Below are 22,624 nucleotides of genomic sequence, written 5' to 3'. Positions count from 1 at the left end.
AAATCGCCCCAGCGCTTGCCCGCCCCTTGCGGTCCTGCCTGGATGAACTACCACGTGCCCACGTCTCGTATGTTCCACGACAGACGGATCTGAGGTTTGGTCTGCAGTGCGAGAGGTTCGTTCGTGTCGCTCGGGAACCAGAGCTGCAGTCCTTCGTAGCCGGACGGGCCACGGACGATGGTCAACCGATCCAGCTGACGCAGACGGCCCAAGTAAGCAATCTCCTCCTCGCCGGCATAGAGACTGATGTACGCCTCACCGACCAGAGGGTCGAGCGAGAACAATACGGCCAGACCCCCTCGAGTGAGCCGGAAGGAATGCAGACCGACGGGCCAGTCGAGATCATCGTACTTTCGTGTCGGCTCGTCCTCGAAGAGCCAGATGAGATCAGCGAGGTCGGGAGTCTCCATGCGCTGACGGTACAGACATAGCGCCGAGGATCAGCCCCGGAGCTGATCCTCGCTGATCATCAGCTGTATCCGTCAGTGTGGTAGGGGCCGCTAAGCGCCGGATTTCTCAAATCCGGACCCACGGGCCGTGTAGCCCCAATCAATTCGGAACCAGCAACCGACATCGCTGCTGGTCAAGCCATTGTCGTTGTTTTACGCGCCGTTACTACCGGAACCCCTGAACCTGGCGATCATCGGCTACCACGCCGGGTGCCGTTGACGCCGGTGTTCGGCACCGGCACGCTGTCCTCTTCGGACGGTCAGCGGTTCCTGGTGCAGCCCTTTCAGTCGAGATGTCCAGGCGTGTAGACGGCGAGTCCTTCGGGTTCGTCCTCGTCGTCGTCCGGGTCGTAGCTGAACAGCCGCAAGCCCTGGTCCCGGTACTCGATCGACTGCTCGATCGGGGTGTCGATGTAGGTCGCGACAAATCCCAGTGCGGCCAGGTCTGTCACCACGTCGCGCCAGCCTCTGCCGAGCAGGTAGACACCCTCGAACTGGGCATCCACGTGGCGGCCCATCGTGATGAGCTCGAGGTGCAGCGATGCGTTGTACGCCAGCCGCAGGCCCAAGCGCCCGAAGTAGTCGTCCGATGGGTGATCACGGGATTGGGGCGCAACATCAAAGGGGCCGAGCCGGGCGCGGAGAGCGTCGCGGTGTTCCCCCAGCCGCGCGACGTCGAGGCCCTGACCGGCCAGCACGGTGAAGGACACGGCCTGATGGTGTCAGTTCGCCAGCTCGCGATGCAAGCAGATCGGGCCAGCCTCAGGATTCCGGACTCCCCCAGAACACCGGGACTCCCTCCCCACCAGCCGATGTCCCGCCGTAGCGAACTCGACACCAACCGACATCGTCGCGCCAGACACCGGCAGCCCGCCATCACCGCTGGTCAAGGCAACTTCGTTGTTTTCCGCGCGATTACTACCGGGACCCCGACGCGAACCGGTTCGTATCGGAAAGGGCTGTGCACCGGGCGGATTCCCGGTGCACAGCCCTTTGCTCTGCCGGCGGCGTCAGAGCGCGCGCGTTCGACTATCCACCTCGGGCCCGCTCTTGGTGACCGAAACCTTCTCGGCAGCCTGGTCGCCGTGTCCGGGCCACCATGCTTTGTGCCCGATCAGCGCCGTGACCGCGGGCGTGAAGAACATCGCCATGACGAACGCGGCGATCGCGATGCCCACCGAGATGGCGAAGCCCATCTGGGCGAGGACATTGTTGCCCGCCAGCATCATCGACGCGAACGTTCCCGCCAGGATCACCCCGGCCGCGGCGATGGTCGGTCCGGTGTGCCGCAGGGCCAGCGCCGCGGCTTGTTTCGGCTCGTTGCCCTCGCGGGCCTCTTCCCGCAACCGGGCGACCATGAGGATGTTGTAGTCGGTGCCGAGTGCCACCACGAACAGATACATGATCACCGGCAGCGTGAAGATCAGCCCGGACTCGCCCTGGAACTGCTGGAAGACCAGCACCGCGGCGCCGAGCGTTGCGGCGAATCCGAGAAACACCGACGCCATCAGGTACCAGGGCGCCACCAGACTGCGCAACAGCAATCCCAGCACGATCATGATCAGGATCGCCGCCACCGGGAACACGATCGCGTAGTCGCGCGCCATCGCGTCCTGGAAGTCGACGAAGACGGAGGTCAGACCGCCGACCGCGGCCGTGGCACCGGCGGGAGCCGCCGAGTGCGCCACATCGCGCAGCGGTCCCTTGACGGTCTCCAGCGCGGCATCGGACTCCGGCACGGCATCGAGCGTCACCGCGAAGTCGGCGATCGTCTTGTCCGCGGACAACTGCGGCTCGGCTACCTGTCCCACACCGGATACGGCGGCGAGCGCGGCCCGGTAGGCGGTGAGCTGATCGGCGGTCAATTCGCCGCCGCCGGACCGCAACAGAACGTCCGACGGCTGCGTCGTACCGGCAGGCATGCCCTTGACCAGTTCCTTACTGTAGACCACGGATTCGGACGCCTCGGAGGTCTGCCCGGAGCTGAGGTCGAACGTCGGGTGGAAGCCCAAGGCGAAGATCCCCAGCGCGACCAGTACCCCGCCGGAGACCGCGGCGAAAGCACCGGGTCGTCGGCCGAGTGCGTTGCCGACCGCCGTGAACCGAGCTCCCCTCGGCTCGGTCCGCCACGCTTTCGAGGGCCAGAAGACTTTGGTGCCCAACAGGGAGACCACCGCGGGGACCAGCGTCAACCCTGCCGCGAGCGCGATCGCCACCGCGATCGCCAGTGCCGGGCCCATGGCGCGGAACATGCCGAGGGTGGACAGCACCAGCGCCATGAACGCGATGATCACCGCGCCCGCCGCGGACGTGATCGCCTCACCGACCCGGCTGACGGCGCTGACCATGGCGGTCTTGGCATCCTCACCCGCGCGCAACCGCTCGCGGTAACGGAACATCAGGAACAGGATGTAGTCGGTGCCGACACCGAACAGCACGACCACCAGGATGGCGTTGATCGATGCGTCGATCTGCAGGTCGAAGGCTCTGGCGACCATGGCGATCAATCCGCCGACCATGCTGGAGATCGCGCCGATCACGACGATCGGCAACAACGCGATCACCGGGCTGCGGAAGATGATCAGCAGTAGCACCAGGATCAGCACGATGGTGGCGACGCCGACGATGGCCAGGCCCTTCTCGCTGGATTCCTGCTGGTCGAGCACCTGCGCCGCCTGGCCGGTGATGCCCGCCTTCAGGTCGGTGTCCGCGACGCTCTCCTTCAGCCGCGTGCGCAGCGCCTTGACCGCGTCGCCTTGCGTGGTGTCGCTCGGATCGGTCACCTTGGTCATCTGCACCGCGATGATCTGGATCAGCCGGTTCTCCGAGGGTGGGGCCGGTTGGATCGCGGTGACGTCCTTGACCTTCGCGCCGCGCAGATCAGCGGCGACCGCTACCACCGAAGCCGAGTCCGCCTCGGTCAGCGGCGCACCATCCTTCCGGGCGAACACGATGATCGCCGCGGGAGCGGAGCTTTCCGGAAAAGCCCTCTGCTGCAATTCCAGCGCCTGAATCGACTCGTAATGCGAAGGCAGGAAGGCGGATTGGTCGGTCGTTGATTTCAGTTCCGGCGCCGTAGCCACCACCGCGATGGCGAGCAGCACCCACAGGCCGATCACCTTCCACGGATTGTGGACGACCACGGCCCCCAGTCGTGCGAACATCTGCTGTGAAATCCTTTCCGGATTCGGGAAAAGCTTCGGTCTCTCAGATCTGGAGGTCCTGCGAGGTGGGGTTCTCGGCCACATCGACGACGGTCCGATAGATGTGCTCCGGAATCCGCCCCAGCAGTTCGGCGGGCGAGTCCACGATCTCGACCGTGTAATCACCCCACTCGCGGCCGCCGGACCGGAGCAGGTCCCGCCAGGTCTTCCATTCGGTCCAGTCGATCGCGACGGACATTTCGCGCCATGACGATTCCCGCCGGTGCACCACGAACTTGCCTTTACGGCTCACATAGACCCGCACCACATCCATCCCGGCTTTGGTGTACTCCCGGGACTCGCCGAGCAGTCTGCCGAAAAACCGCTGTCTGCGCCCGCCGCCGGGGCCGACCCGCAACACGATCTCCCGGAGATCCTCCACCCCGCCCCGCTCGCCGGAATCCTTCAGGAAGGTGACGCCGCCGGCTTGCTCGTCGGCGGTGGCCACACCGGCCGGATTATTCGGATCGGTGGTCATGGCAAATCCCCATTTCATGGATGAATGCACACCCGAGCGTGCGCCTACCGTCAGCCGGCCCGTGCCGAATCCGCCGTGGAGGTGCGAGTTCGATGTTTCCAGGAAGGCCGGGCTGCCATGTCACTATAAGTAGATGTATACGTATAACGCAAGCGCTGACTCACCGCAGGGCACGCCGGGCCGCCGCTCGGCTAATCACCCCGCCCGACCGGACGGCCATGTTCGAGATACCGGGGGCAGCCGTCGATGTGCGCGAGATGTGCTTGCCGCACCCGCCGAGCGAGACGCGGTATCAGGTAGTCATCGAGAGCGCCGATCGAAACCCACTGCCAGGCGTCGAGTTCCGACTCCTGCAATCGGATGGTCCGCTCCTCGGCGCCGAGTTCACCGCAATCGAATACGTAGAGCGCCTTGTCCCCCTCCTCGGGACTCGGAGCCCAGTCGTGCACGAGCAGCCGACGAACGAACCGGTCGATCCCCAACTCCTCACCGAGTTCCCGCCGACAAGCCGCGGCGGGCGCCTCCCCCGGCTCCACATACCCACCCGGCAGATCCCAGCCATTGCCATAGGTCTTGTGCACAAGCAACACTTCGTCGCCGCGAACGAACAACGCCCCCGCAGCCAACCGCGCTCGCCCGAACTCCGCCACCACCCCACCCAACCACGGAAGACACCGTTAGGGCCGCAACGCCGAGCCGAGGCTCGAGCTGCCGATACGCGGCCTACCTAGGACGTGGGGCGCAAGTCGTCCGGCAGGATGCGAAATGCGGAGTAGCGACCGAGAGGCCGCAAAGTTCGGAAGTCACGTCGGTCGAGCGTCAGGATGGTGTCGGTATCGAATTCGTCGGCCAGAGCCACACACACCGCGTCCACCAAATCGAGGTTCAGGGTGCCGTACTTCCCCCGGATGTCGACCGCAGTGCGCAACTGCGCCGCATCGACGTTCGAGATGACGATCCGCGTCGACGCGACTCGCTCCGCGATCAGAGTGAGAATGCCGTCGGCGACCGCACGTCCGGCCCGGACACTCGCAACATGATGCACCTCGGTGAGCACCAGCGGACTGACGACGATCGCGCCCGCCGAATCGGCTGCTCGACGCACCGCGAAGTGCTCGGGGTCCGAACGATTGAATAGCGCCAGAATTCCAGAAGTGTCGGCCACGACGATCATGCGGGTCGGTTCATCGCATTGCGGATGTCGTCCTTGGCGATCGGCCCACCCAGATCGAACGTCTCGTCATCGCCGAGCAGGGGCGTCTCCCATTTGCGGTGCCGCATGAGATAAGCCCGGACCGCGTCACGAGTGATCTCGTGCTTGGAGCGCCCCTCGGCGTCCGCTTGCGCGTTGAGCGCCGCCTCTTCGTCGTCCGGCAATCGCATGGTCCAAGCCATACATTAATGGTATCAGAGGTGATACCGCAGTTCTGTGCCCTTCCGTCCGCGAGCTATCTCGCCCGACCTCGCTGATCCGGACTCATACGCGGTGACAAGATCGAGTGGTGCGCGTTCTTGTCACCGGAGCGAATGGTTATCTCGGTCGGGCGGTCGTAGATCTGCTGGGTAGAGCAGGCCATGAGCCGATCGCGATGGTTCGCGGGGGCACTTCGGCCATGCGGGAGACCACTCGGGTCGCCGACCTCCTCGACGAGAGCGGGCTCCGCGACGCACTGCGCGGAGTACAGGTGGTCTGCCACCTCGCCGGGCTGACTCGGGCGCGAGAGTCCACGGTCGATCCGCTCCGGTACTTTCGCGTCAACACGGGCGGGACCGTCGCCTTACTGGACGCGATGGCCGCTGCCGGGGTCGCGCGGATCGTCTTCGCCTCGACCGGCTCGATCTACGGGACGCCCGAGCGCCAACCGATGACAGAGCGCCTGCCCGACGCACCGCCGCACCCGTACGCCGCGAGCAAACTGGCCGCCGAGTCCGCGATCTCGGCCCAGGCGCGAACCGGCCGCTTGTCGGCCACCGTGCTGCGCTTGACGAACGTGGCCGGTGGCGCGGACCGCGACCCCACGCGCTTGATTCCCCGGGCGCTCGCCGCCGCGGTGAATGCTTCGGCATTGCAGGTCAATGGCGACGGCAGCGCGGTTCGCGATTACCTGCACGTCGTCGACGCCGCCGCGGCTTTCGTCGCTTGCGTCGACAACCCGCCGCCGGACAGGTTCCGCCGGTACATCATCGGCAGCGGCCACGGCAGCAGCGTCCTCGACGTCGTAGCCGCCGTCGAGCGGCGGACCGGCCGCCGGATCCAGCTGATCCATCGGCCACCGGCATCCGAACCCGCCACGCTGATCAGCGATCCCACCCGGGCGATAACCGAACTACCCTGGTATCCGTCCTATTCCGAGCTCGACACCATCGTTCGGGATACCTGGGCGGCCGGGGGGCACTCGCCCGGACCCGGTTGATTCACCCACCGAGCCCGGCACGGTCGAGCAGATAGGTGGTCAGCGGCCGGTAGTACTCCGGGTGCACCCCGTCATCGAGCGGAACCGTGACGGCGATCTTGCCCTCGACCTGCCCGGCGAACAGTGCGGGGTCGTTGGAGTCGGCGAATCCGACGGTTTCGATGCCCGCTTCGCCCGCGGCGCCTGCCCAGCCGTGATCGGCGATGACCAGGTCGGGCCAGTGGCCGGCCCCGGCGTCGCGCAGTTCCCGCAGGACCGCCCGCATCGGGTGCGGATCGTGCGTGTGCTTCAGCCGCCCGTCGTCGCCGAGCGCCGCCACCCCCGAGGTGTAGACGATTTCGCGATTCTGCGACCCGATGCGAGCGGTGACCCGGTAGGACCACCCGGCGGCAGGCGTCAGCACCACGCATCCCGCCGCGCGCAACGCATCCTCGACAGCTCGATAGACATCCATGAGCGTTTCCGGATGCCCGGTCGCCAGGATCACGGTCTCCCGGCGGCGAGCCGCGAGCCCGATCCGCGCCCCCATCGCATCCAGCGCGTCGAGAGTCAGCTCCGCATCGATGGTGTCGGGGCCCCGCAGATGACGCGGATCCGGGCTGACCCCGCACAGTCGCGCCATCATCGCCAAGGTCTCGTCGAAGGTCCAATCCCTCAGTGTCAGCCCGAACTGGTACCTCGGCTCCTTCTCCACCATCTTGCGATAGTGCGAGAGATTCCCCTCCCGGGGCGTCGCGACGTCCCCCGCTATCCGTGTCTCCAGGAGGTGCTTTCGAAGCAGCTCGCGGTCATCGGATCGACCGGGTCGAGTCGCATATCCCACCGCTCATACCTCCACATGGCCGTCGGTACAACCGATCACCGTTCCGGTCACCGAGACGCGGCGGCCGGTTGCTGCCGCAACACGACAGTACCTATCGGCGGCCCAGCTATCGGGCACTGCCCGGATACGGCGAAGGCCCGCTCTCCGGGACGGGGAGCGGGCCTTGCGGTTTCACGCCGTGGAATAGGCTTACTTGGCCTTCTCCAGGACCTCGACCAGACGCCAGCGCTTGGTGGCCGACAGCGGACGGGTCTCCATCAGCTGAACGCGGTCACCGATACCGGCGATCTCGTTCTCGTCGTGCGCCTTCACCTTCGAGGTGGTGCGAATGATCTTGCCGTAGAGCGGGTGCCGGTTACGGTCTTCCAGCTCGACGACGATCGTCTTGTTCATCTTGTCGGAGACAACGTAACCGACACGCACTTTACGGGTGCCGCGCTGCCCTTCTACTTTGTCGCTCATGCAGCATCTCCCTTGCCAGCGGGTCCGGTGGCCAGACCGAGCTCGCGCTCACGCATGACCGTGTAGATGCGCGCGATCTCGTGACGGACGACGCGCAGACGACGGTTGTTGTCCAGCTGCCCCGTCGCCATCTGGAAGCGCAGGTTGAACAGCTCTTCCTTGGAGTCGCGCAGCTTGGCCACCAACTCCTCTTCGGTGAGCTCGCGGAGCTCTGCGGCCGGTGTTCCGGTAGCCATCAGAACTGCTCCTCCCTGGTCACGATCCTGCACTTCATCGGGAGCTTGTGCATCGCGCGGCGCAGCGCCTCACGAGCGGTCTCCTCATTCGGGTAGCTCATCTCGAACATCACGCGACCGGGCTTGACGTTCGCGACCCACCACTCCGGCGAACCCTTACCCGAACCCATGCGGGTCTCGGCGGGCTTCTTGGTCAGCGGGCGATCCGGGTAGATGTTGATCCAGATCTTGCCGCCACGGCGGATGTGGCGAGTCATCGCGATACGCGCCGACTCGATCTGCCGGTTGGTGACGTACGCCGGCTCCAGCGCCTGGATGCCGAACTCGCCGAACGCCACCGAAGTGCCGCCCTTGGCCATGCCCGAACGGCCCGGGTGATGCTGCTTGCGGTGCTTCACCTTGCGAGGCATCAGCATGCGTCAGCCCTCCTGTGTCTCTGCCGGAGCGTCGGCCACCGCGGTGGCGGCGCGCCCGGCCTCGGTGCTGGTCGCCGTGGTGCCGGTGGAACCGGACCGACGCGGGCGGCTCGGCCGCTCCCGGCGCGGACGCTCGGGCGCGGCGGCAGCGGCGGCCAGCTCACGCTTGCCACCGACGATGTCGCCCTTGTAGATCCAGACCTTCACGCCGATGCGACCGAAGGTGGTCTTGGCCTCGTAGAGGCCGTAGTCGATGTCGGCGCGCAGCGTGTGCAGCGGCACCCGACCCTCGCGGTAGAACTCCGAGCGCGACATCTCGGCGCCACCGAGGCGGCCCGAGCACTGCACGCGGATGCCCTTGACGTTCGGCGAACGCATGGCCGACTGGATGGCCTTGCGCATCGCGCGACGGAACGCCACACGGTTGGACAGCTGCTCGGCGACGGCCTGGGCGACCAGCTGCGCATCCGACTCGGGGTTCTTCACCTCGAGGATGTTCAGCTGCACCTGCTTGCCGGTGAGCTTCTCCAGCTCGGCGCGGATGCGATCGGCCTCGGCGCCGCGGCGGCCGATCACGATGCCCGGACGCGCGGTGTGGATGTCCACCCGCACGCGATCACGGGTGCGCTCGATCTCGACCTTGGAGATGCCCGCCCGCTCCATGCCGGTGGCCAGGAGCTTGCGGATCGCGACGTCTTCCTTCACGTAGTCCGCGTACTGCTTGTCCGCGTACCAACGCGACTTCCAGTCGGTGGTGATACCGAGGCGGAAGCCATGGGGGTTGATTTTCTGTCCCATTTACTTTGCCCCTCCCTTCCGGCGGTTACGAGTGGCTCCACCGGCGGTGGGGATGCTCTCGACCTCGATGGTGATGTGGCTGGTGCGCTTGCGGATGCGGAACGCACGCCCCTGGGCACGCGGCTGGAACCGCTTCATGGTCGCACCCTCGTCGACGTAGGCCGTCGAGATGACCAGCGTGGCCGGGTTCAGGCCGAGGTTGTTCTCGGCGTTGGCCGCGGCGCTGGCGACGACCTTGGCGACCGGCTCGCTCGCGGCCTGGGGCGCGAACTTCAGCAGGGCGAGGGCGTCCTCGACACGCTTGCCGCGGACCAGGTCCACGACACGGCGTGCCTTCATCGGCGTGACGCGAACGTGCTTGGCGGTCGCGCGCGCAGTCGGGTTCGACGGAGTCGTCAGCAGTGTCTGATTGCTCTTCGCTTCGCTCATCGCCGCTTGCTCTTCCGGTCTTCCTTGACGTGGCTCTTGAACGTCCTGGTCGGCGCGAACTCACCGAGCTTGTGCCCGACCATGGACTCCGAGACGAACACCGGCACATGCTTGCGGCCGTCGTGCACCGAGAACGTGTGCCCGATGAAATCGGGGATGATGGTCGAACGACGCGACCAGGTCTTGATGACCTGCTTGGTGCCCTTCTCGTTCTGCACGTCCACCTTCTTCAGGAGGTGGTCGTCGACAAACGGGCCTTTCTTGAGGCTGCGTGGCATTTCTTACCTCCTCCTTCAGCGCTTCTTGCCGGTCTTGCGGCGGCGGACGATGAGCTTGTCGCTCGGACGGTTGGGCTTGCGGGTGCGGCCTTCCGGCTGACCCCACGGCGAGACCGGGTGGCGACCACCGGAAGTCTTGCCCTCACCACCACCATGCGGGTGGTCGACCGGGTTCATGACGACACCACGGACGGTGGGGCGGCGGCCCTTCCAGCGCATGCGGCCGGCCTTACCCCAGTTGATGTTCGACTGCTCGGCGTTGCCGACCTCGCCGACGGTGGCGCGGCAGCGCACGTCGACGCGACGGATCTCGCCGGAGGGCATACGCAGGGTGGCGTAGGGGCCTTCCTTACCGAGCAGCTGGATGCTCATGCCCGCCGAACGGGCCAGCTTGGCGCCGCCGCCAGGACGCAGCTCCACCGCGTGGATGGTGGTACCGGTCGGGATGTTGCGCAGCGGCAGGTTGTTGCCCGGCTTGATGTCGGCCGTGGGGCCGGACTCGATGCGGGTGCCCTGCGTCACGCCCTTGGGGGCGATGATGTAGCGCTTCTCGCCGTCCACGAAGTGCAGCAGCGCGATGTTGGCGGTCCGGTTCGGGTCGTACTCGATGTGGGCGACCTTGGCCGGGATGCCGTCCTTGTCCAGGCGACGGAAGTCGATCAGCCGGTAGGCGCGCTTGTGACCGCCACCGCGGTGGCGGGTGGTGATCCGGCCGTGCGCGTTGCGGCCGCCGGACTTGGTCAGCGGGCGCAGCAGCGACTTCTCCGGTTCCGACCGGGTGATCTCGGCGAAGTCCGAGACGCTGGCGCCACGACGGCCCGGCGTTGTCGGCTTGTACTTACGGATTGCCATGAGTTCTTCTCTGCTTTCTGGATTCCCGGGCGCTTAGGCGACCGGGCCTCCGAAGATCTCGATGGGCTTGCTGTCGGCCGAGATGGTCACGAGCGCGCGCTTGGTGTTCTTGCGCTTGCCGTAACCGAAGCGGGTCCGCTTGCGCTTGCCCTGACGGTTGGCGGTGTTGACGCTGGTCACCTTCACACCGAAGACCTTCTCCACGGCGATCTTGATCTGCGTCTTGTTCGAGTCCGGGTGCACCAGGAAGGTGTAGGTGCCTTCCTCGATCAGTCCGTAGGACTTCTCGGAGATGACCGGCGCCAGCAGAATGTCGCGGGGGTCGGCGATGGTGGTCACTTGCTCTCCTCCTGTGCGATCGCCGCGTTGTCCTGCGCGGACTCCGCGGGGCCGTGCACGAACGCGTTGAGCGCCTCGACGCTGAACACCACGTCGTCGCTGTTGAGCACGTCGTAGGTGTTGAGCTGGTCGGGAGCGATCGGGTGCACGTTCTGCAGGTTCGCCACGCTCTTCCACGCGGCGAGGTCCTCGCGGCCGACGACGACCAGGAACTTCTTGCGGTCCGACAGCTCGGCCAGGAAGCTCTTCGCGGTCTTGGTGGACGGGGTCTGGCCAGCCACCAGTTCGGTGATCACGTGGATGCGCTCGTTGCGAGCCCGGTCGGACAGGGCGCCACGCAGGGCGGCGGCCTTCATCTTCTTGGGCAGGCGCTGGGTGTAGTCGCGCGGCTGGGGGCCGTGCACGGTGCCACCGCCGGCGAACTGGGGCGCGCGGGTCGAACCCTGACGGGCGCGACCGGTGCCCTTCTGCCGGTACGGCTTCTTGCCGCCGCCGCGCACCTGACCACGGGTCTTGGTCGCGTGCGTGCCCTGGCGGGCCGCGGCCTGCTGGGCCACGACGACCTGGTGCATCAGCGCGAGGTTGGCGGTCACGTCGAAGATCTCCGCGGGGAGATCGACGGTGCCGTTGGTCTTGCCACCGATCTCCTTGACCGGCAGCGTGAGATTTGCAGACTTCTTCTCTGTGTTCACAGCAGAGCTCGTCATGCGTGCGCACCACCCTTCACGGCGCTCTTGACGATCACGACGCCGCCCTTGCGACCCGGGATCGCTCCCTTGATCAGCAGCAGGCCGTTCTCGGCGTCGACCTTGTGCACCGAGAGGTTCTGCGTGGTGACCCGGTCGTTACCCATCCGGCCCGACATGCGCATGCCCTTGAACACGCGGCCGGGGGTGGCGCAGCCACCGATCGAACCCGGGCGGCGGTGCACGGCCTGCGCACCGTGCGAGGCACCCTGACCACGGAAGCCGTGGCGCTTCATGGTGCCCGCGAAGCCCTTGCCCTTGCTGGTGCCGGTGACGTCGACGTAGCTGCCCTCTTCGAAGACGTCGGCGCTGATCTCCTGGCCGACCTCGAAGGTGGAGGCGTCCGCGACGCGGATCTCGACGACGTGGCGGCGCGGGGTGACGCCCGCCTTGGCGAACTGGCCGGAGACCGGCTTGTTCACCTTGCGCGGGTCGATGGCGCCGAAAGCGACCTGGACGGCGCTGTAGCCGTCGCGCTCCACGGTGCGGATCTGGGTGACGACGTTCGGCCCCGCCTTGATGACGGTGACCGGAACCACGCGGTTCTTGTCGTCGAAGACCTGGGTCATGCCGAGCTTGGTGCCCAGGATGCCCGCGGCCGGCCTGTTCTTGTTGTCAGTCATGTCTCGAGTCCCCGTCACTGAATGTTGACGTCGACGCTGGCCGGCAGGTCGATGCGCATGAGCGCGTCCACCGTCTTCGGCGTCGGGTCGAGGATGTCGATGAGGCGCTTGTGCGTACGCATCTCGAAGTGCTCGCGCGAGTCCTTGTACTTGTGCGGCGAACGGATGACGCAGTACACGTTCTTCTCGGTCGGCAACGGCACCGGGCCGACGACGCGTGCCCCGGTGCGGGTCACCGTCTCCACGATCTTGCGCGCCGATGCGTCGATCGCCTCGTGGTCATAGGCCTTGAGCCTGATGCGGATCTTTTGTCCCGCCACGCTAAGTGTCCTTTTCTCCGCTTTCCTTCGTGGCCCGGAAGCCGGCTGTGCCGACCTTCTGGACCACCCTCATTTGCACAGCCCGAACACACGAAGACGTCCCAGCCCGATCGGTCGAGCCCGGAGAGGCAGCCTGCGATTCACGCAGGGCCCTCGGTCGAGCCAGATCCGACACAGTGGAGACCACGACCGGGCACGCCCGATCCTCGCCGCTGTTCATCTGTCATGGTTCTCCGGTACACGCGGTCGGGCGTGTCGCTCTCCCGCTTATTCCTCGGCCTCGGATCGCAAAGCATCTCAGGCCTGGAACGCTGTCCCGGACGTACCCACACCGGAAACCCGGTGAGGTACACGATGGGGTACTGCTCGCCCCGCCCGACCACCCGTTTCACGAGGAAACAGACATGGCCCGGTGCAGGGCAACCCGAACAGTATGCACGACGCCGTCGAGCCACTTCAAATCGGTGGGGTGACAGCGGGGGTCGCACCCGAACCCCATCGTCGGCGCACACGCAACTTACTTTTGAGTAATATACGCGCATGACGGAAGAGACCGTGACCTATCGCGGCTGGAAGAAGCTGCCGGACAACCGGCTGGGGCATGCGCTGTTTTCGCTCGGGATGGTGGCCAGGGTGCCGTACTTCGGCACCGTGCTGCCGAATGTGGTGCGGCTCGAGCCGGGGTTGTGCGAGGTGACTTCACCGAAGTGGTTCGGCATCCACAACCATCTGGGCACCTTCCACGCCATCGCGGCGTGCAATCTGGCCGAGGTCGCGATGGGCATGCTGAGTGAGGCGACGGTGCCCGCCACTCATCGGTGGATCCCCAAGGCGATGAACGTGCAATACCTGGCCAAGGCCGAGACCGGTCTGCGGGCGGTCGCGAAGCTGCCCGAGATTCCCGATTTCGCGACCGTCACCGAGGGCCTCGAACTGGTGGTGCCGGTGTCGATCTACGACAAGCACGGCCTGGAGGTGGTGCACGCCGATATCACCACCTGGGTCACCCCGAAGTAGTCGCGGTCGCCCGGGAGTCGGTGCTCGGCCTCACAGCCCACGGCTGCCGACGACTCGACCGTGATCGAGGTGCACGGATTCCTGCGCGCATCCGGCGAGCCCATCCGTCGCGAGGGCCGAGACGACAATGGTCATGTTCTGTCTCGCGAAGTCTCGCAACAATTCGGAGAGGTAGCCGCGACCCTCGTCATCCAAGTCCGCCATGGGGTTGTCCAGCACGAGCACGGCGGGGTCGGAGACGAGCGCTCTGGCCAGGCTCAACCACTTCTTCGTACTCCGCGAAAGATGCAGAACGGGTTCGGCGGAATATTTCCGCAAACGCGCGAGATCCAACGCCCGCTCGACGAGTTCGGCGGATCGGCTCCCGTTGTGTCCTGCGATGCTCGCCGAATAATGGAGCACCTCCGCGATGGACCACGTCTCGCTGCTCTCGTAGACGTCGGGCACCCAGCCGACCTGGGAGCGGACCACCCATGGTTCGACAGCCGGATCCGTCTGCCCCACACGGATATACCCTTTGTGAGGTCGCAATTGGCCCGCGAGCATCAACAGCAGAGTCGTCTTCCCCGCGCCGTTCGGACCGACTACGGCGGTGACTCGCCCCGCAGGGGCCTGGAACGTCACATCATCGACCACGGCGACTCCCGCGAATTCACGGCGCAGCCCGCTACAAGTAATGCCGAGACCCACCGAGGTTCTCCGTTTCGTCTCCAATGATCTTGTCCGGCTGCGGTGCGATCAGCAGGGCAGCGCCCGCAGATCTCCGGCGAGCGCCGAGACAACGGCGGCGGTGGCGCGCGGGTCCTCGAGCATGCCGCTGTGATCGGCGGTGTTGCCGGGGCATCCGTCCTGGAGCCAGAAATTGCGGTCGGTGGCGGACGGAGCGGTGAGCAGGGCGGTGTCCTGCGGCGTGATCACCAGGTCGGCGCGGGAGGCGATGGCCGTGTACCGCGGACCGGGCACGGTCTCGCCTCCCGCGTTCAGCCGGTTCAGCAGCGGTGACCCGACCACCTGCTGCTGTCCCGGAGTTCCGAAGACCTGGGCCGCGATCTGCGCGTTGCCCAGGCCGAGTGCGGCCAGGTCCGGGTAGCCCGCGCGCAACCCGTCCCAGGTCGTGCCGCGATACGGCGTGCCGAGCGTCACCACCTGCGACACCGCGCCGGCGCCGCCGTCCCGCAGGTACTGCCGGATCACGGTGCCGCCGGTGGAGTGGCCGACCAGCGCAACCCGGCTCGCACCGGTCGTTTCCCGCACGGACCGCACCACTTCGGCGAGTTCGCCCGCCATCCGCTCGATGTCGGCCACCCCGTACAGCACTCGCCCCGCCAGGGCGGCGCCGATCGGGCCGATACCGATCGAACTGGACCCGGACTGCCCACTCACCGCGTCGATGACGCCCGGCGCGGCACCGAGATTCGCGGCGAACACGCAATGGCCCTCGGCGCGCACGGCGGGGGCGAGCACGGAGAAGCTGCGGCCGATATCGGTACCCGAACCGTGGACCAGCACAACCGGTTCCGGTCGTGCCCGGGTGGGACGGCAGGACCAGTCGTTGGCGCCGTCGAGCGCCGGAGTCGGTGGGGCGGCGGTCGCGCCGGGCGTGTGCAAGAGCGCCGCACAGGCCGCGGCCATCAGCAGGCCCGCGACTCGCGCGGCACGGAAGACAACAGGCATCTCGAATTCCTGACCGATCAGATTCCCAATGGAGCGGCGAGTGTCGGCCACGAGTCCTTCAGCGCGTCCTCCCAATAACCCCACGAATGGGTTCCTTCGGGCCGGAAGTTGTATCGCGCGGGGATGCCGAGGCTGTCCAACCGGGCTTTCATGTTGTGTGAGCAATAATTGGTGGCCGCTTCGATGACCCCGCCCACCACGAGTTGATTCGCGAAACCCCACGGGCCGTTCAGGGAGTATTTGCCGCCGTACTGGTCGTAGACGCCGGGGAGGCCATTCCCACTGGCGATGTAGACGGACTTCCCACGCAGACCCTCCGCGTGCACGTACGGGTCGTTGGCCTTCCACTGCGGGTCGTCCGCGGGCCCCCACATGTTGTCGAGTTCGGCCAGACCCCATTCCTCGACGGTGAGCCGGACGAACTCGCGGCCGATCGGATCACTGGTCTGCGCGCAACCGCTGTAGGCGGCGACACTGGAGAACAGGTCGCCGGTGGTCGCGGCGAGCGCGAGCGTCGTCGTCGCCGACATGGAGAAACCCGCGACGCCATTGCGCCCGCTGGTACCGAGATAGGTGTCGATCAGCGGCGGCAGTTCGCTGCTCAGAAAGGTCTTCCACTTCTGGCGCCCGAGTCTGGGATCGTCCTTCTGCCAGTCCGCGTAGTAACTGAACATCCCGCCGATCGGCGTGACCGCGTGGACGTTCTTGTCCGCGAGGAACTGCATCGCGTCGGTCTTCGTGGCCCACGTCGAGCCGTCGATGCCACCGGCCGCGCCGAGCAGCAGGTACAGCACCGGACGCGGCACGCTGGTATCCGCGGCGCGCTGCACTTCGACCGGAATATCGAGATCCATGGCGGCGGAACGCACCGTCAAGGTCACGTTGCGCGCGTCGTGCTCCCGCACGGAGACGATGGAAGACTCCGTGGGCGCCGCATGTGCCCGCACCGACACGACCGCCGATGCGGTGGCGGCAACGATCGCCGCCGACAGCACCAGCCGGCGGAGGTGGCTTCCTCTCATGACTCCCCTTATCCCGAATCCCGGAACGCCTCGCGTCCGAGCTCAGGCTATGGTGCGGCCCAACCCATTTCACGACTGAAGTTGCTGGGCCACTGATTCTGGGGGCACGCGCGAACACGGAATTCTCGCCGTATCGCGTTTCGTCTGATTTCGATTTCGCGAGACCCGAATTCCTTGGGCTCGCACGCTGCGAATAGTTGCGCGTACATCGGCGGAGCGGATTGAATGCCTCTATGGGTGTCAGCGCGGGCCGGGAAGTCGATGTGTGCGTGGTCGGGCTCGGCCCCACCGGTCGGGCGCTCGCTCACCGCGCGATGCGCGCCGGGCTGTCGGTGACCGCGATCGACCCGCGCCCCGACCGGCTGTGGCCGCCCACGTTCTCCTGCTGGGTGGACGAGCTGCCGCAGTGGCTGCCGTCCACCGCCATCGCGACCACCATCCCGATGCCCACGGTCTGGACGAAAACCGAACACCGGATCGACCGGCCCTACTGTGTGCTGTCCAAACCCGGCCTGCGCGCGGCCCTGCCGCTCGACGACGCCACCGTCGTAGCGGGCCGCGCCGTCCGGGTGGACGCGCGAGAAGTCGAACTCACCGACGGCACGGTGCACCGGGCGGCGGCGGTGTTCGACACCCGCGGGCTGCCGTCACTCGGACGCCGCAGGGCGGCGAGCGCGCACGGCATCTTCGTCGACGCCGAGACGGCGGCGCCGATGATCGTCGAAGGCTCGGGCTTGCTACTTGACTGGCGACCGGAGAACGGCGCAGGCCCGGACGAGCCGCCGTCGTTCCTCTACGCGGTGCCCCTCGGCGACGGCACGGTGATCTTCGAAGAGACCAGCCTGGGCCTGCGGGGCGGCATGCCGCAGCACGAACTGCGCAAGCGCACCCTCCACCGCCTCGCCGCGCACGGCATCCGGCTCACCGGCGACGAGTCGAGCGAGGCGGCGCACTATCCACTCGACCAGCCGCCGCCCCGAAAGGGTACGGCGCGCGCGATCCCGTTCGGTTCGCGCGGCGGCATGATGCACCCGTGCACGGGGTACAGCGTCGCCGACTCGCTGGCGCTGGTCGACACCGCGCTCACCGCGCTGCGGCAGGGCCGCGACCCGGTCGCCGACTTGTGGCCGCCGCGGGCGCGCCTGGTGTATTGGATGCGGATGCGCGGCCTCTACGGACTCGGCAGGCTCACCACCGCGCAGTCCATCGCCATGTTCGACGCGTTCTTCAGTGCCTCACCCCGCGGCCAGCGCGCCCTGCTGTCCGCGCACGACGACTACACCGCCCTGGGCGCCGTGCTGTGGAATACCGTGGCGCACACCTGGCCGTTCCGGTGGCGCTACGACTTGGTCGGTTGGACCAACCGGGACCGCTGGCTGGACTACGACTTCGCGCCATCGCGCGAATCGGCCGGACGCCAGGTCCGGTGACCAGGGCCTGCGGACGGCCCTGGCCGCGACGGCGCGGTGGCTAGGGGCCGGTCTCCGCGGCCCGCCGGTATCCCCTGACCGCGGGGTAGGCGCAGACCACGATCATGCCGATCGTCCAGGCGAGCGTCTTGATCAGCGGCTCGGCCACCGGACCGCCGTAGGACAATCCGCGCATCGCATCGATCGCGCAGCTCATCGGCTGATTCGCCACCACGTCCTGCAACCAGACCGGATAGGCGAATACCGGAACGAAACCGGAGTTGAAGAACATCAGCAGGGTGTTGACGATGCCGATGATGTTCACCAGCATCACGCCCTCGGAGATGGTGGCCAGCGCGGTGACCAGCACGGCGAACGCGACGCCGAACAGGACCGGGATGCCGATCAACGCCAGCGCCGCGAGCGGGCCCTGACCGAACCGGAATCCGAGCAGCAGCCCCACCGCCACGACGAACAACGTGGTCACCAGGACACGGACCGCCTCCGCGAGCAGCCGGCCGGTGAACCCGGCCGCGCGATGCACCGGCATGGTCCAGAACCGGCCCAGCAGTCCGGTCATCTTCTCGGTCTTGAAGCCGAGCGCGCTCACCACCGCACCGGACATCGCGGCGACCAACGTCAACAGCGGGACGGTGCCGTACACGGCGGGCATACCGGTGGCACCGGAGACCGAGTTGTTCAGGACGATGTAGAACATCAACAAGGTCAGCGCCGGATACACAAGCGTCTGGATGGTCGTCGCCGGATCCCGCGCCCAGATCAGCAGCAGCCTCTTGCACTGGATCAGGCTCTGCACCGCCCAGGTGACCAGCGAACCTTCCGGCCTCGCCCGGACGACCGGCAGGGGTTCGCTCGCGCGCGCCCGCTCTTCGTCCGCCCGCGGGGAGGTGCGCTCCACGGTTGATTCCACCGAACTCATGACCGCCTCACACTCGCCCAGATCGCCACCGGGATGAACACCACCGACAGCCCGATCAACCACAGCAGCGGCACCCACAGCACTTGCCAGGTCACGCCGTCGGCCGTCATGTCGCGCAGGGCGAAGGAGAACTGCGAGATCGGCTGGTTGCGCACGAACGGACGAATCCATTCCGGGAAGCTGCGTTCGGGCACGAACCCGCAGGAGAGCATGCCGAAGATCAGTGTCGGCAGCGTCAGCGCCTGACTCAGCGACTCCGGGCTCTTGGTCAGGCTGCCGAGCGCGTCGGCGCCGATCGCGAGCACCGTGCCGACGGCGAGGGAGAACAGGCAGAACAGCACGGCTTGACCGAAGCCCGCGACGAAGCGGAAGCCGATCAGGTGGCCGAACGCCACCGCCGCGGCGAGGGAGGTGATCGAGCGGACCAGCCCGGCGCAGATGCGTGAGGTGAACGGCACCAGCGCCCCGATCGGCATCGTCTGCAAGCGGGTGCTCAGGCCGGTCAGCGCCTCGAACGCGGCCAGCTGCGCGTTCGACATCATCGTGAAGGCCATGGTCTGCAACACGATGATCGGCATGACGTACTGGGCGTAGTCGATGCCCTGGAACTTCATCACGTAGCGCAGCGGCAGGTAGAAGCCGAGCGTGAAGACCAGCGGCGTGACCATCGCAACGATCAGCTCGCCCTTGGTCGCCATGGTGCGGATGATGCGGCCGGTCAGCGCGCGCCACTGCGCGAACGACGACAACCGTGCCACGGGCAGCTCGGCGAACAGCGTCGCCTCGGCGTGGGTGTGCTCCGGGGCGGTCGCAGCGGTCACGCGTGCCCGCCCGAGTGGCCGGTGATGGACAGGAACACGTCGTCCAGCGAGGGGCGGCGCAGCGCGATGTCGGCCAGGTCGACACCGGCGCTGTCGAGCCTGCGCAGTGCCTCGGTCAGCGTGGCGGCGCCCTCCGGCGCCGGGATGGAAAGCCGGTCGCCGCCGTTCATGTCGGCCAACACCGCGGACGGCACCAGGTCGCCGAGCGCGTACGCGGCGGTGCGCAGTTTCTTCGGATCCAGCGGAACGACCTCGCAGTAGCTGCCGCCGGTCTTCTCCTTGAGCTCGTCCGCGGTGCCCTCGGCGATCACCGTGCCCTTGTCGATCACGATGATGTTGTCGCTGAGCACGTCGGCTTCCTCCAGGTACTGCGTGGTGAGCAGCACCGTGATGCCCTGCGTCTTGAGCGCGGTCACCAGATCCCAGACGCCCTGGCGACTACGCGGGTCCAGGCCGGTGGTCGGCTCGTCGAGGAACACCACCTCGGGACGCACCACCAGACCGCAGGCGATGTCGACGCGGCGGCGCATGCCGCCCGAGTAGTGGCGCACGGCGCGGCGGCCCGCGCTGACCAGATCGAATTCCTCCAGCAGCGTGTCGGCGCGCTTGCGTGCCGCGGACTTCGCCAAGCCCATCAGCCTGCCGAACAGCTCCAGATTCTCGCGGCCGGAGAGGTTTTCGTCCAGCGCCGCGTACTGACCGGTCATCATGATCGATCGGCGCACGCCCGCCGGGTCCCGCACCACGTCGTGGCCCGCGACGACGGCGGTGCCGGAATCGGGGCGCAGCAGGGTGGAGAGGACCTTCACCATCGTTGTCTTGCCCGCGCCGTTGGGCCCGAGGATGCCGAGGACGGAGGCGCGGTCGGCGACGAAGCTGACGCCCCGCAGTGCATGCACGTCGCCGAACGACTTGCGGACGTCCGCTACCCGGACCGCTGGCTCACCCGCATGCGAATCTGCTTGATTGGAACTCGGCATCAACTCTCCACTATCGGCCGGTACGGCGACCAGGTCGCCCGAGCGCAGCGCACGCTCGGATTGGTGATCCGTCGCGCTCGGCGTGATGTTACCGGCCCGATCGAACCGGCTTTCGCTTCGCGCACGGTAGGCGCACCGGCATGCACCCTGTGTGTCCTTACTCACATTTCCCCCGGTCCATGCGCCGAGCAAGGGATCGACGCTGGTGAGCGCGATCCGGCACGGGCGAGAGCGGGCGGCCGAACCTTGTCGGCCCACTGCGCCAGACCATAGTCTGCTTCGCGGGGGACCACACTCACTCGTCCGCGGCTGCGCTCCGCTCAGCGGTCCGCACGCCGTTTCCGACACTGCGAGAGGTGATCATGGCCGAGTCCGCGCAGCCACGGTTGGCGGCGCGTCCGGGAGGAACGGGCCGAACGAACGTGCTGACGTCCTACGATCCGCGCACCGGCGAGGTCGTCGGCAACTACGCCGTGATGAGCGCCGGCGAACTCGATCGCGCGGTCCGCGCGGCCCGCTCCGCCGAAAAATGGTGGGCGGAGCTGGGATTCAGCAGCCGTAAACGGTGGTTGCTGGACTGGAAACGCGAGATCGCCCGGCGCTCGGGCGAATTGGTCTCCCTGCTGTGCGAGGAGACCGGGAAACCGCAAGCGGACGCCGCGATCGAGGTGATGCTCGCGGTGGAGGACCTGGACTGGGCCGCGCGCAACGCCGGCCGCGCGCTGGACCGACGGCGCATCGGTTCCAACTGGCTCAGCCGCAATCAGCGCGCCTCGGTCGGCTACCTGCCGCTGGGGGTCGTCGGAGTGCTCGGGCCGTGGAACAACCCGGTGTTCACCCCGATGGGCTCGATCGCGTACGCGATGGCGGCGGGCAACGCCGTGGTGTTCAAGCCGCACGAGCTGACCACCGGCGTCGGAGTGTGGCTGGCCGACAGCTGGGCCCGGCTCGCGCCGAACCAACCGGTGTTGCAGGTGGTCACGGGAGACCAGACCACCGGAACCGCGCTGTGCCGGGCGAAGGTCGACAAGATCGCTTACGCCGGTTCCGAGGCGGGCGCGCGCGAGGTGATCTCGGTGTGCGCGCAGACCATGACGCCGGTCGTCGTGGAGCGCAGCGGCAAGGGCAGCATGGTCGTGCACGTCGACGCCAAGCTGGACGACGCCGCCGAGGCCGCCGTGTTCGGCGCGATGGCCAACGCCGGACAGAACGCCACCGGCATCCAGCGCGCGTACGTCGCCCAGTCGGTGTACGACCGCTTTCTCGACCTGGTCGTGGAGCAGGCCCGCAGGCTGCGGCCGGGCGCCGACCGGAAAGCGTCCTACGGGCCGATGATCATGGAGTCGCAGGTCGACGTGGTGCGCAGGCAGGTACGCGACGCGGTGGCCCGCGGCGGCCGCGCGGTGGTCGGCGGGCTGGACTCGATCCGCGAGCCCTACATCGAGCCGATCGTGCTGGCCGAGGTGCCGGAGGAGAGCATCGCGATCACCGGTGAGGGCATCGGCCCGGTGCTCATCGTGAACAAGGTGGCGAGCATGGACGAAGCCGCCGAGCGGATCAACGCGGTCGGCACCGACGTCGCGGTATCGGTGTTCACCAGGGACGTGCACGAGATCGAGGCGTTCGCCGAACAACTGCGAGTCGGCGTGGTGACGATCAACTCCTCGACCGCCTACGCGGGCATTCCCGCGCTGCCCTTCGGCGGTGTGGGCGAATACGGCCAGGGCCACAGCCACGGCGACCAGGGGCTACGCGAGTTCAGCAGGACTTTGGCCATCACGCGCAAGCGGTACCAGGCGCCGGTGAACCTCTCCACGTTCGATCGGCACCCGCGCCACCTCCGCGTGGCCAGGACGATCTTCCGGATCCGGCACGGCCGCCGCCCCTGACCGGCG

The 22,624-nt window shown here is 67.2% G+C and carries 28 protein-coding genes and 1 pseudogene; 4 read left to right on the top strand and 25 right to left on the bottom strand.

The genetic code is table 11. The annotated features are described in order from the left end of the window. Nucleotides 1–47: 47 nt before the first annotated feature. From M8859_RS22125 to M8859_RS22095, 7 genes are all read right to left on the bottom strand, one after another. A complete protein-coding gene (locus tag M8859_RS22125) occupies nucleotides 48–410 on the bottom strand; it encodes a hypothetical protein (RefSeq protein WP_195071298.1) in 363 nt (120 codons plus the stop codon). 323 nt (nucleotides 411–733) lie between these two features. After that, entirely contained in the window at nucleotides 734–1,159 is a 426-nt protein-coding gene (locus M8859_RS22120) for a hypothetical protein (RefSeq protein ID WP_195071299.1), read from the bottom strand. Between the two features lie 300 nt (nucleotides 1,160–1,459). Continuing rightward, nucleotides 1,460–3,613 (bottom strand): MMPL family transporter, encoded by a 2,154-nt coding sequence (locus M8859_RS22115; RefSeq protein ID WP_195071300.1) that lies wholly within the window; start codon nucleotides 3,611–3,613, stop codon nucleotides 1,460–1,462. A gap of 43 nt (nucleotides 3,614–3,656) precedes the next feature. Further along, the gene (locus M8859_RS22110; protein WP_159922740.1) at nucleotides 3,657–4,130 is read right to left on the bottom strand and encodes an EXLDI protein; all 474 of its coding nucleotides are present in this window, start codon (nucleotides 4,128–4,130) and stop codon (nucleotides 3,657–3,659) included. A gap of 191 nt (nucleotides 4,131–4,321) precedes the next feature. Next, nucleotides 4,322–4,780 (bottom strand): NUDIX domain-containing protein, encoded by a 459-nt coding sequence (locus M8859_RS22105; RefSeq protein WP_201295190.1) that lies wholly within the window; start codon nucleotides 4,778–4,780, stop codon nucleotides 4,322–4,324. Nucleotides 4,781–4,857: 77 nt separating this feature from the next. Beyond that, complete coding sequence (locus M8859_RS22100; protein ID WP_195071302.1) at nucleotides 4,858–5,304, bottom strand: type II toxin-antitoxin system VapC family toxin; 447 nt, start codon at nucleotides 5,302–5,304, stop codon at nucleotides 4,858–4,860. Continuing rightward, entirely contained in the window at nucleotides 5,301–5,525 is a 225-nt protein-coding gene (locus M8859_RS22095) for a ribbon-helix-helix domain-containing protein (RefSeq protein ID WP_159922734.1), read from the bottom strand. Before M8859_RS22095 ends, M8859_RS22100 begins: the two co-directional genes overlap by 4 nt. Before the next feature lie 104 nt (nucleotides 5,526–5,629). On the opposite strand from M8859_RS22095, the gene M8859_RS22090 reads away from it, so the two are divergent. After that, nucleotides 5,630–6,544 carry an NAD-dependent epimerase/dehydratase family protein gene (locus tag M8859_RS22090; RefSeq protein WP_308221224.1) on the top strand — a complete coding sequence of 305 codons (915 nt, stop codon included), beginning with the start codon at nucleotides 5,630–5,632 and terminating at the stop codon, nucleotides 6,542–6,544. A gap of 1 nt (nucleotide 6,545) precedes the next feature. Here M8859_RS22090 and M8859_RS22085 read toward each other — a convergent pair whose 3' ends face one another. From M8859_RS22085 to rpsJ, 12 genes and pseudogenes are all read right to left on the bottom strand, one after another. After that, nucleotides 6,546–7,367, bottom strand: a complete 822-nt coding sequence (locus tag M8859_RS22085; RefSeq protein ID WP_195071304.1) for a phosphatase — start codon at nucleotides 7,365–7,367, stop codon at nucleotides 6,546–6,548. A gap of 189 nt (nucleotides 7,368–7,556) precedes the next feature. Next, nucleotides 7,557–7,805: pseudogene (gene rpsQ, locus M8859_RS22080) on the bottom strand (30S ribosomal protein S17); the annotation flags it as partial. Between the two features lie 20 nt (nucleotides 7,806–7,825). After that, nucleotides 7,826–8,065: a 50S ribosomal protein L29 gene (rpmC, locus tag M8859_RS22075; protein WP_040864843.1), complete on the bottom strand. Its 240-nt coding sequence runs from the start codon at nucleotides 8,063–8,065 to the stop codon at nucleotides 7,826–7,828. Continuing rightward, complete coding sequence (rplP, locus tag M8859_RS22070) at nucleotides 8,065–8,481, bottom strand: 50S ribosomal protein L16 (RefSeq protein ID WP_040864842.1); 417 nt, start codon at nucleotides 8,479–8,481, stop codon at nucleotides 8,065–8,067. Before rplP ends, rpmC begins: the two co-directional genes overlap by 1 nt. A gap of 3 nt (nucleotides 8,482–8,484) precedes the next feature. Further along, a complete protein-coding gene (gene rpsC, locus M8859_RS22065) occupies nucleotides 8,485–9,279 on the bottom strand; it encodes a 30S ribosomal protein S3 (protein ID WP_043687258.1) in 795 nt (264 codons plus the stop codon). Then, nucleotides 9,280–9,708, bottom strand: coding sequence for a 50S ribosomal protein L22 (gene rplV / locus M8859_RS22060; RefSeq protein WP_159922730.1), 429 nt, complete (start codon nucleotides 9,706–9,708; stop codon nucleotides 9,280–9,282). Further along, nucleotides 9,705–9,986 (bottom strand): 30S ribosomal protein S19, encoded by a 282-nt coding sequence (gene rpsS / locus M8859_RS22055; protein ID WP_159922728.1) that lies wholly within the window; start codon nucleotides 9,984–9,986, stop codon nucleotides 9,705–9,707. The genes rplV and rpsS overlap by 4 nt, the downstream gene beginning before the upstream one ends. Nucleotides 9,987–10,001: 15 nt before the next feature. Then, the gene (gene rplB / locus M8859_RS22050; RefSeq protein ID WP_043687244.1) at nucleotides 10,002–10,838 is read right to left on the bottom strand and encodes a 50S ribosomal protein L2; all 837 of its coding nucleotides are present in this window, start codon (nucleotides 10,836–10,838) and stop codon (nucleotides 10,002–10,004) included. Between the two features lie 33 nt (nucleotides 10,839–10,871). Beyond that, nucleotides 10,872–11,177, bottom strand: coding sequence for a 50S ribosomal protein L23 (gene rplW, locus M8859_RS22045; RefSeq protein ID WP_011207266.1), 306 nt, complete (start codon nucleotides 11,175–11,177; stop codon nucleotides 10,872–10,874). Continuing rightward, on the bottom strand, nucleotides 11,174–11,884 hold the full coding sequence (rplD, locus tag M8859_RS22040) for a 50S ribosomal protein L4 (RefSeq protein ID WP_159922726.1): 711 nt from the start codon (nucleotides 11,882–11,884) through the stop codon (nucleotides 11,174–11,176). The genes rplW and rplD overlap by 4 nt, the downstream gene beginning before the upstream one ends. Then, nucleotides 11,881–12,546, bottom strand: a complete 666-nt coding sequence (rplC, locus tag M8859_RS22035; protein ID WP_043687243.1) for a 50S ribosomal protein L3 — start codon at nucleotides 12,544–12,546, stop codon at nucleotides 11,881–11,883. Before rplC ends, rplD begins: the two co-directional genes overlap by 4 nt. Before the next feature lie 14 nt (nucleotides 12,547–12,560). Continuing rightward, the gene (gene rpsJ / locus M8859_RS22030) at nucleotides 12,561–12,866 is read right to left on the bottom strand and encodes a 30S ribosomal protein S10 (RefSeq protein ID WP_003938093.1); all 306 of its coding nucleotides are present in this window, start codon (nucleotides 12,864–12,866) and stop codon (nucleotides 12,561–12,563) included. A gap of 540 nt (nucleotides 12,867–13,406) precedes the next feature. Between rpsJ and M8859_RS22025 the strand changes: the two genes are divergently transcribed. Further along, nucleotides 13,407–13,883, top strand: coding sequence for a hotdog fold domain-containing protein (locus tag M8859_RS22025; RefSeq protein WP_195071305.1), 477 nt, complete (start codon nucleotides 13,407–13,409; stop codon nucleotides 13,881–13,883). Between the two features lie 30 nt (nucleotides 13,884–13,913). Here M8859_RS22025 and M8859_RS22020 read toward each other — a convergent pair whose 3' ends face one another. The 3 genes from M8859_RS22020 to M8859_RS22010 are packed head-to-tail and all read right to left on the bottom strand — an operon-like array spanning nucleotide 13,914 to nucleotide 16,579. Continuing rightward, nucleotides 13,914–14,573, bottom strand: coding sequence for an ATP-binding cassette domain-containing protein (locus M8859_RS22020; protein WP_159922722.1), 660 nt, complete (start codon nucleotides 14,571–14,573; stop codon nucleotides 13,914–13,916). A gap of 48 nt (nucleotides 14,574–14,621) precedes the next feature. Next, a complete protein-coding gene (locus tag M8859_RS22015) occupies nucleotides 14,622–15,557 on the bottom strand; it encodes an esterase/lipase family protein (protein WP_249644799.1) in 936 nt (311 codons plus the stop codon). Between the two features lie 17 nt (nucleotides 15,558–15,574). Further along, complete coding sequence (locus M8859_RS22010) at nucleotides 15,575–16,579, bottom strand: alpha/beta hydrolase (RefSeq protein WP_159922716.1); 1,005 nt, start codon at nucleotides 16,577–16,579, stop codon at nucleotides 15,575–15,577. Between the two features lie 233 nt (nucleotides 16,580–16,812). Between M8859_RS22010 and M8859_RS22005 the strand changes: the two genes are divergently transcribed. Beyond that, entirely contained in the window at nucleotides 16,813–18,009 is a 1,197-nt protein-coding gene (locus M8859_RS22005; protein ID WP_159922714.1) for a lycopene cyclase family protein, read from the top strand. Nucleotides 18,010–18,049: 40 nt separating this feature from the next. Here M8859_RS22005 and M8859_RS22000 read toward each other — a convergent pair whose 3' ends face one another. The 3 genes from M8859_RS22000 to M8859_RS21990 are packed head-to-tail and all read right to left on the bottom strand — an operon-like array spanning nucleotide 18,050 to nucleotide 20,729. Further along, complete coding sequence (locus M8859_RS22000; protein ID WP_159922712.1) at nucleotides 18,050–18,928, bottom strand: ABC transporter permease; 879 nt, start codon at nucleotides 18,926–18,928, stop codon at nucleotides 18,050–18,052. Then, nucleotides 18,925–19,749 carry an ABC transporter permease gene (locus M8859_RS21995; protein WP_159922710.1) on the bottom strand — a complete coding sequence of 275 codons (825 nt, stop codon included), beginning with the start codon at nucleotides 19,747–19,749 and terminating at the stop codon, nucleotides 18,925–18,927. The genes M8859_RS22000 and M8859_RS21995 overlap by 4 nt, the downstream gene beginning before the upstream one ends. After that, nucleotides 19,746–20,729 (bottom strand): ATP-binding cassette domain-containing protein, encoded by a 984-nt coding sequence (locus tag M8859_RS21990; RefSeq protein ID WP_249644798.1) that lies wholly within the window; start codon nucleotides 20,727–20,729, stop codon nucleotides 19,746–19,748. The genes M8859_RS21995 and M8859_RS21990 overlap by 4 nt, the downstream gene beginning before the upstream one ends. 362 nt (nucleotides 20,730–21,091) lie before the next feature. On the opposite strand from M8859_RS21990, the gene M8859_RS21985 reads away from it, so the two are divergent. Next, on the top strand, nucleotides 21,092–22,618 hold the full coding sequence (locus tag M8859_RS21985; protein WP_159922844.1) for an aldehyde dehydrogenase family protein: 1,527 nt from the start codon (nucleotides 21,092–21,094) through the stop codon (nucleotides 22,616–22,618). Nucleotides 22,619–22,624: the final 6 nt, after the last annotated feature.

Source organism: Nocardia sputi, from assembly GCF_023501985.1.
The sequence above is the reverse complement of the archived record's forward strand: the minus strand, read 5'-3'. Positions and strand labels throughout refer to the sequence as shown.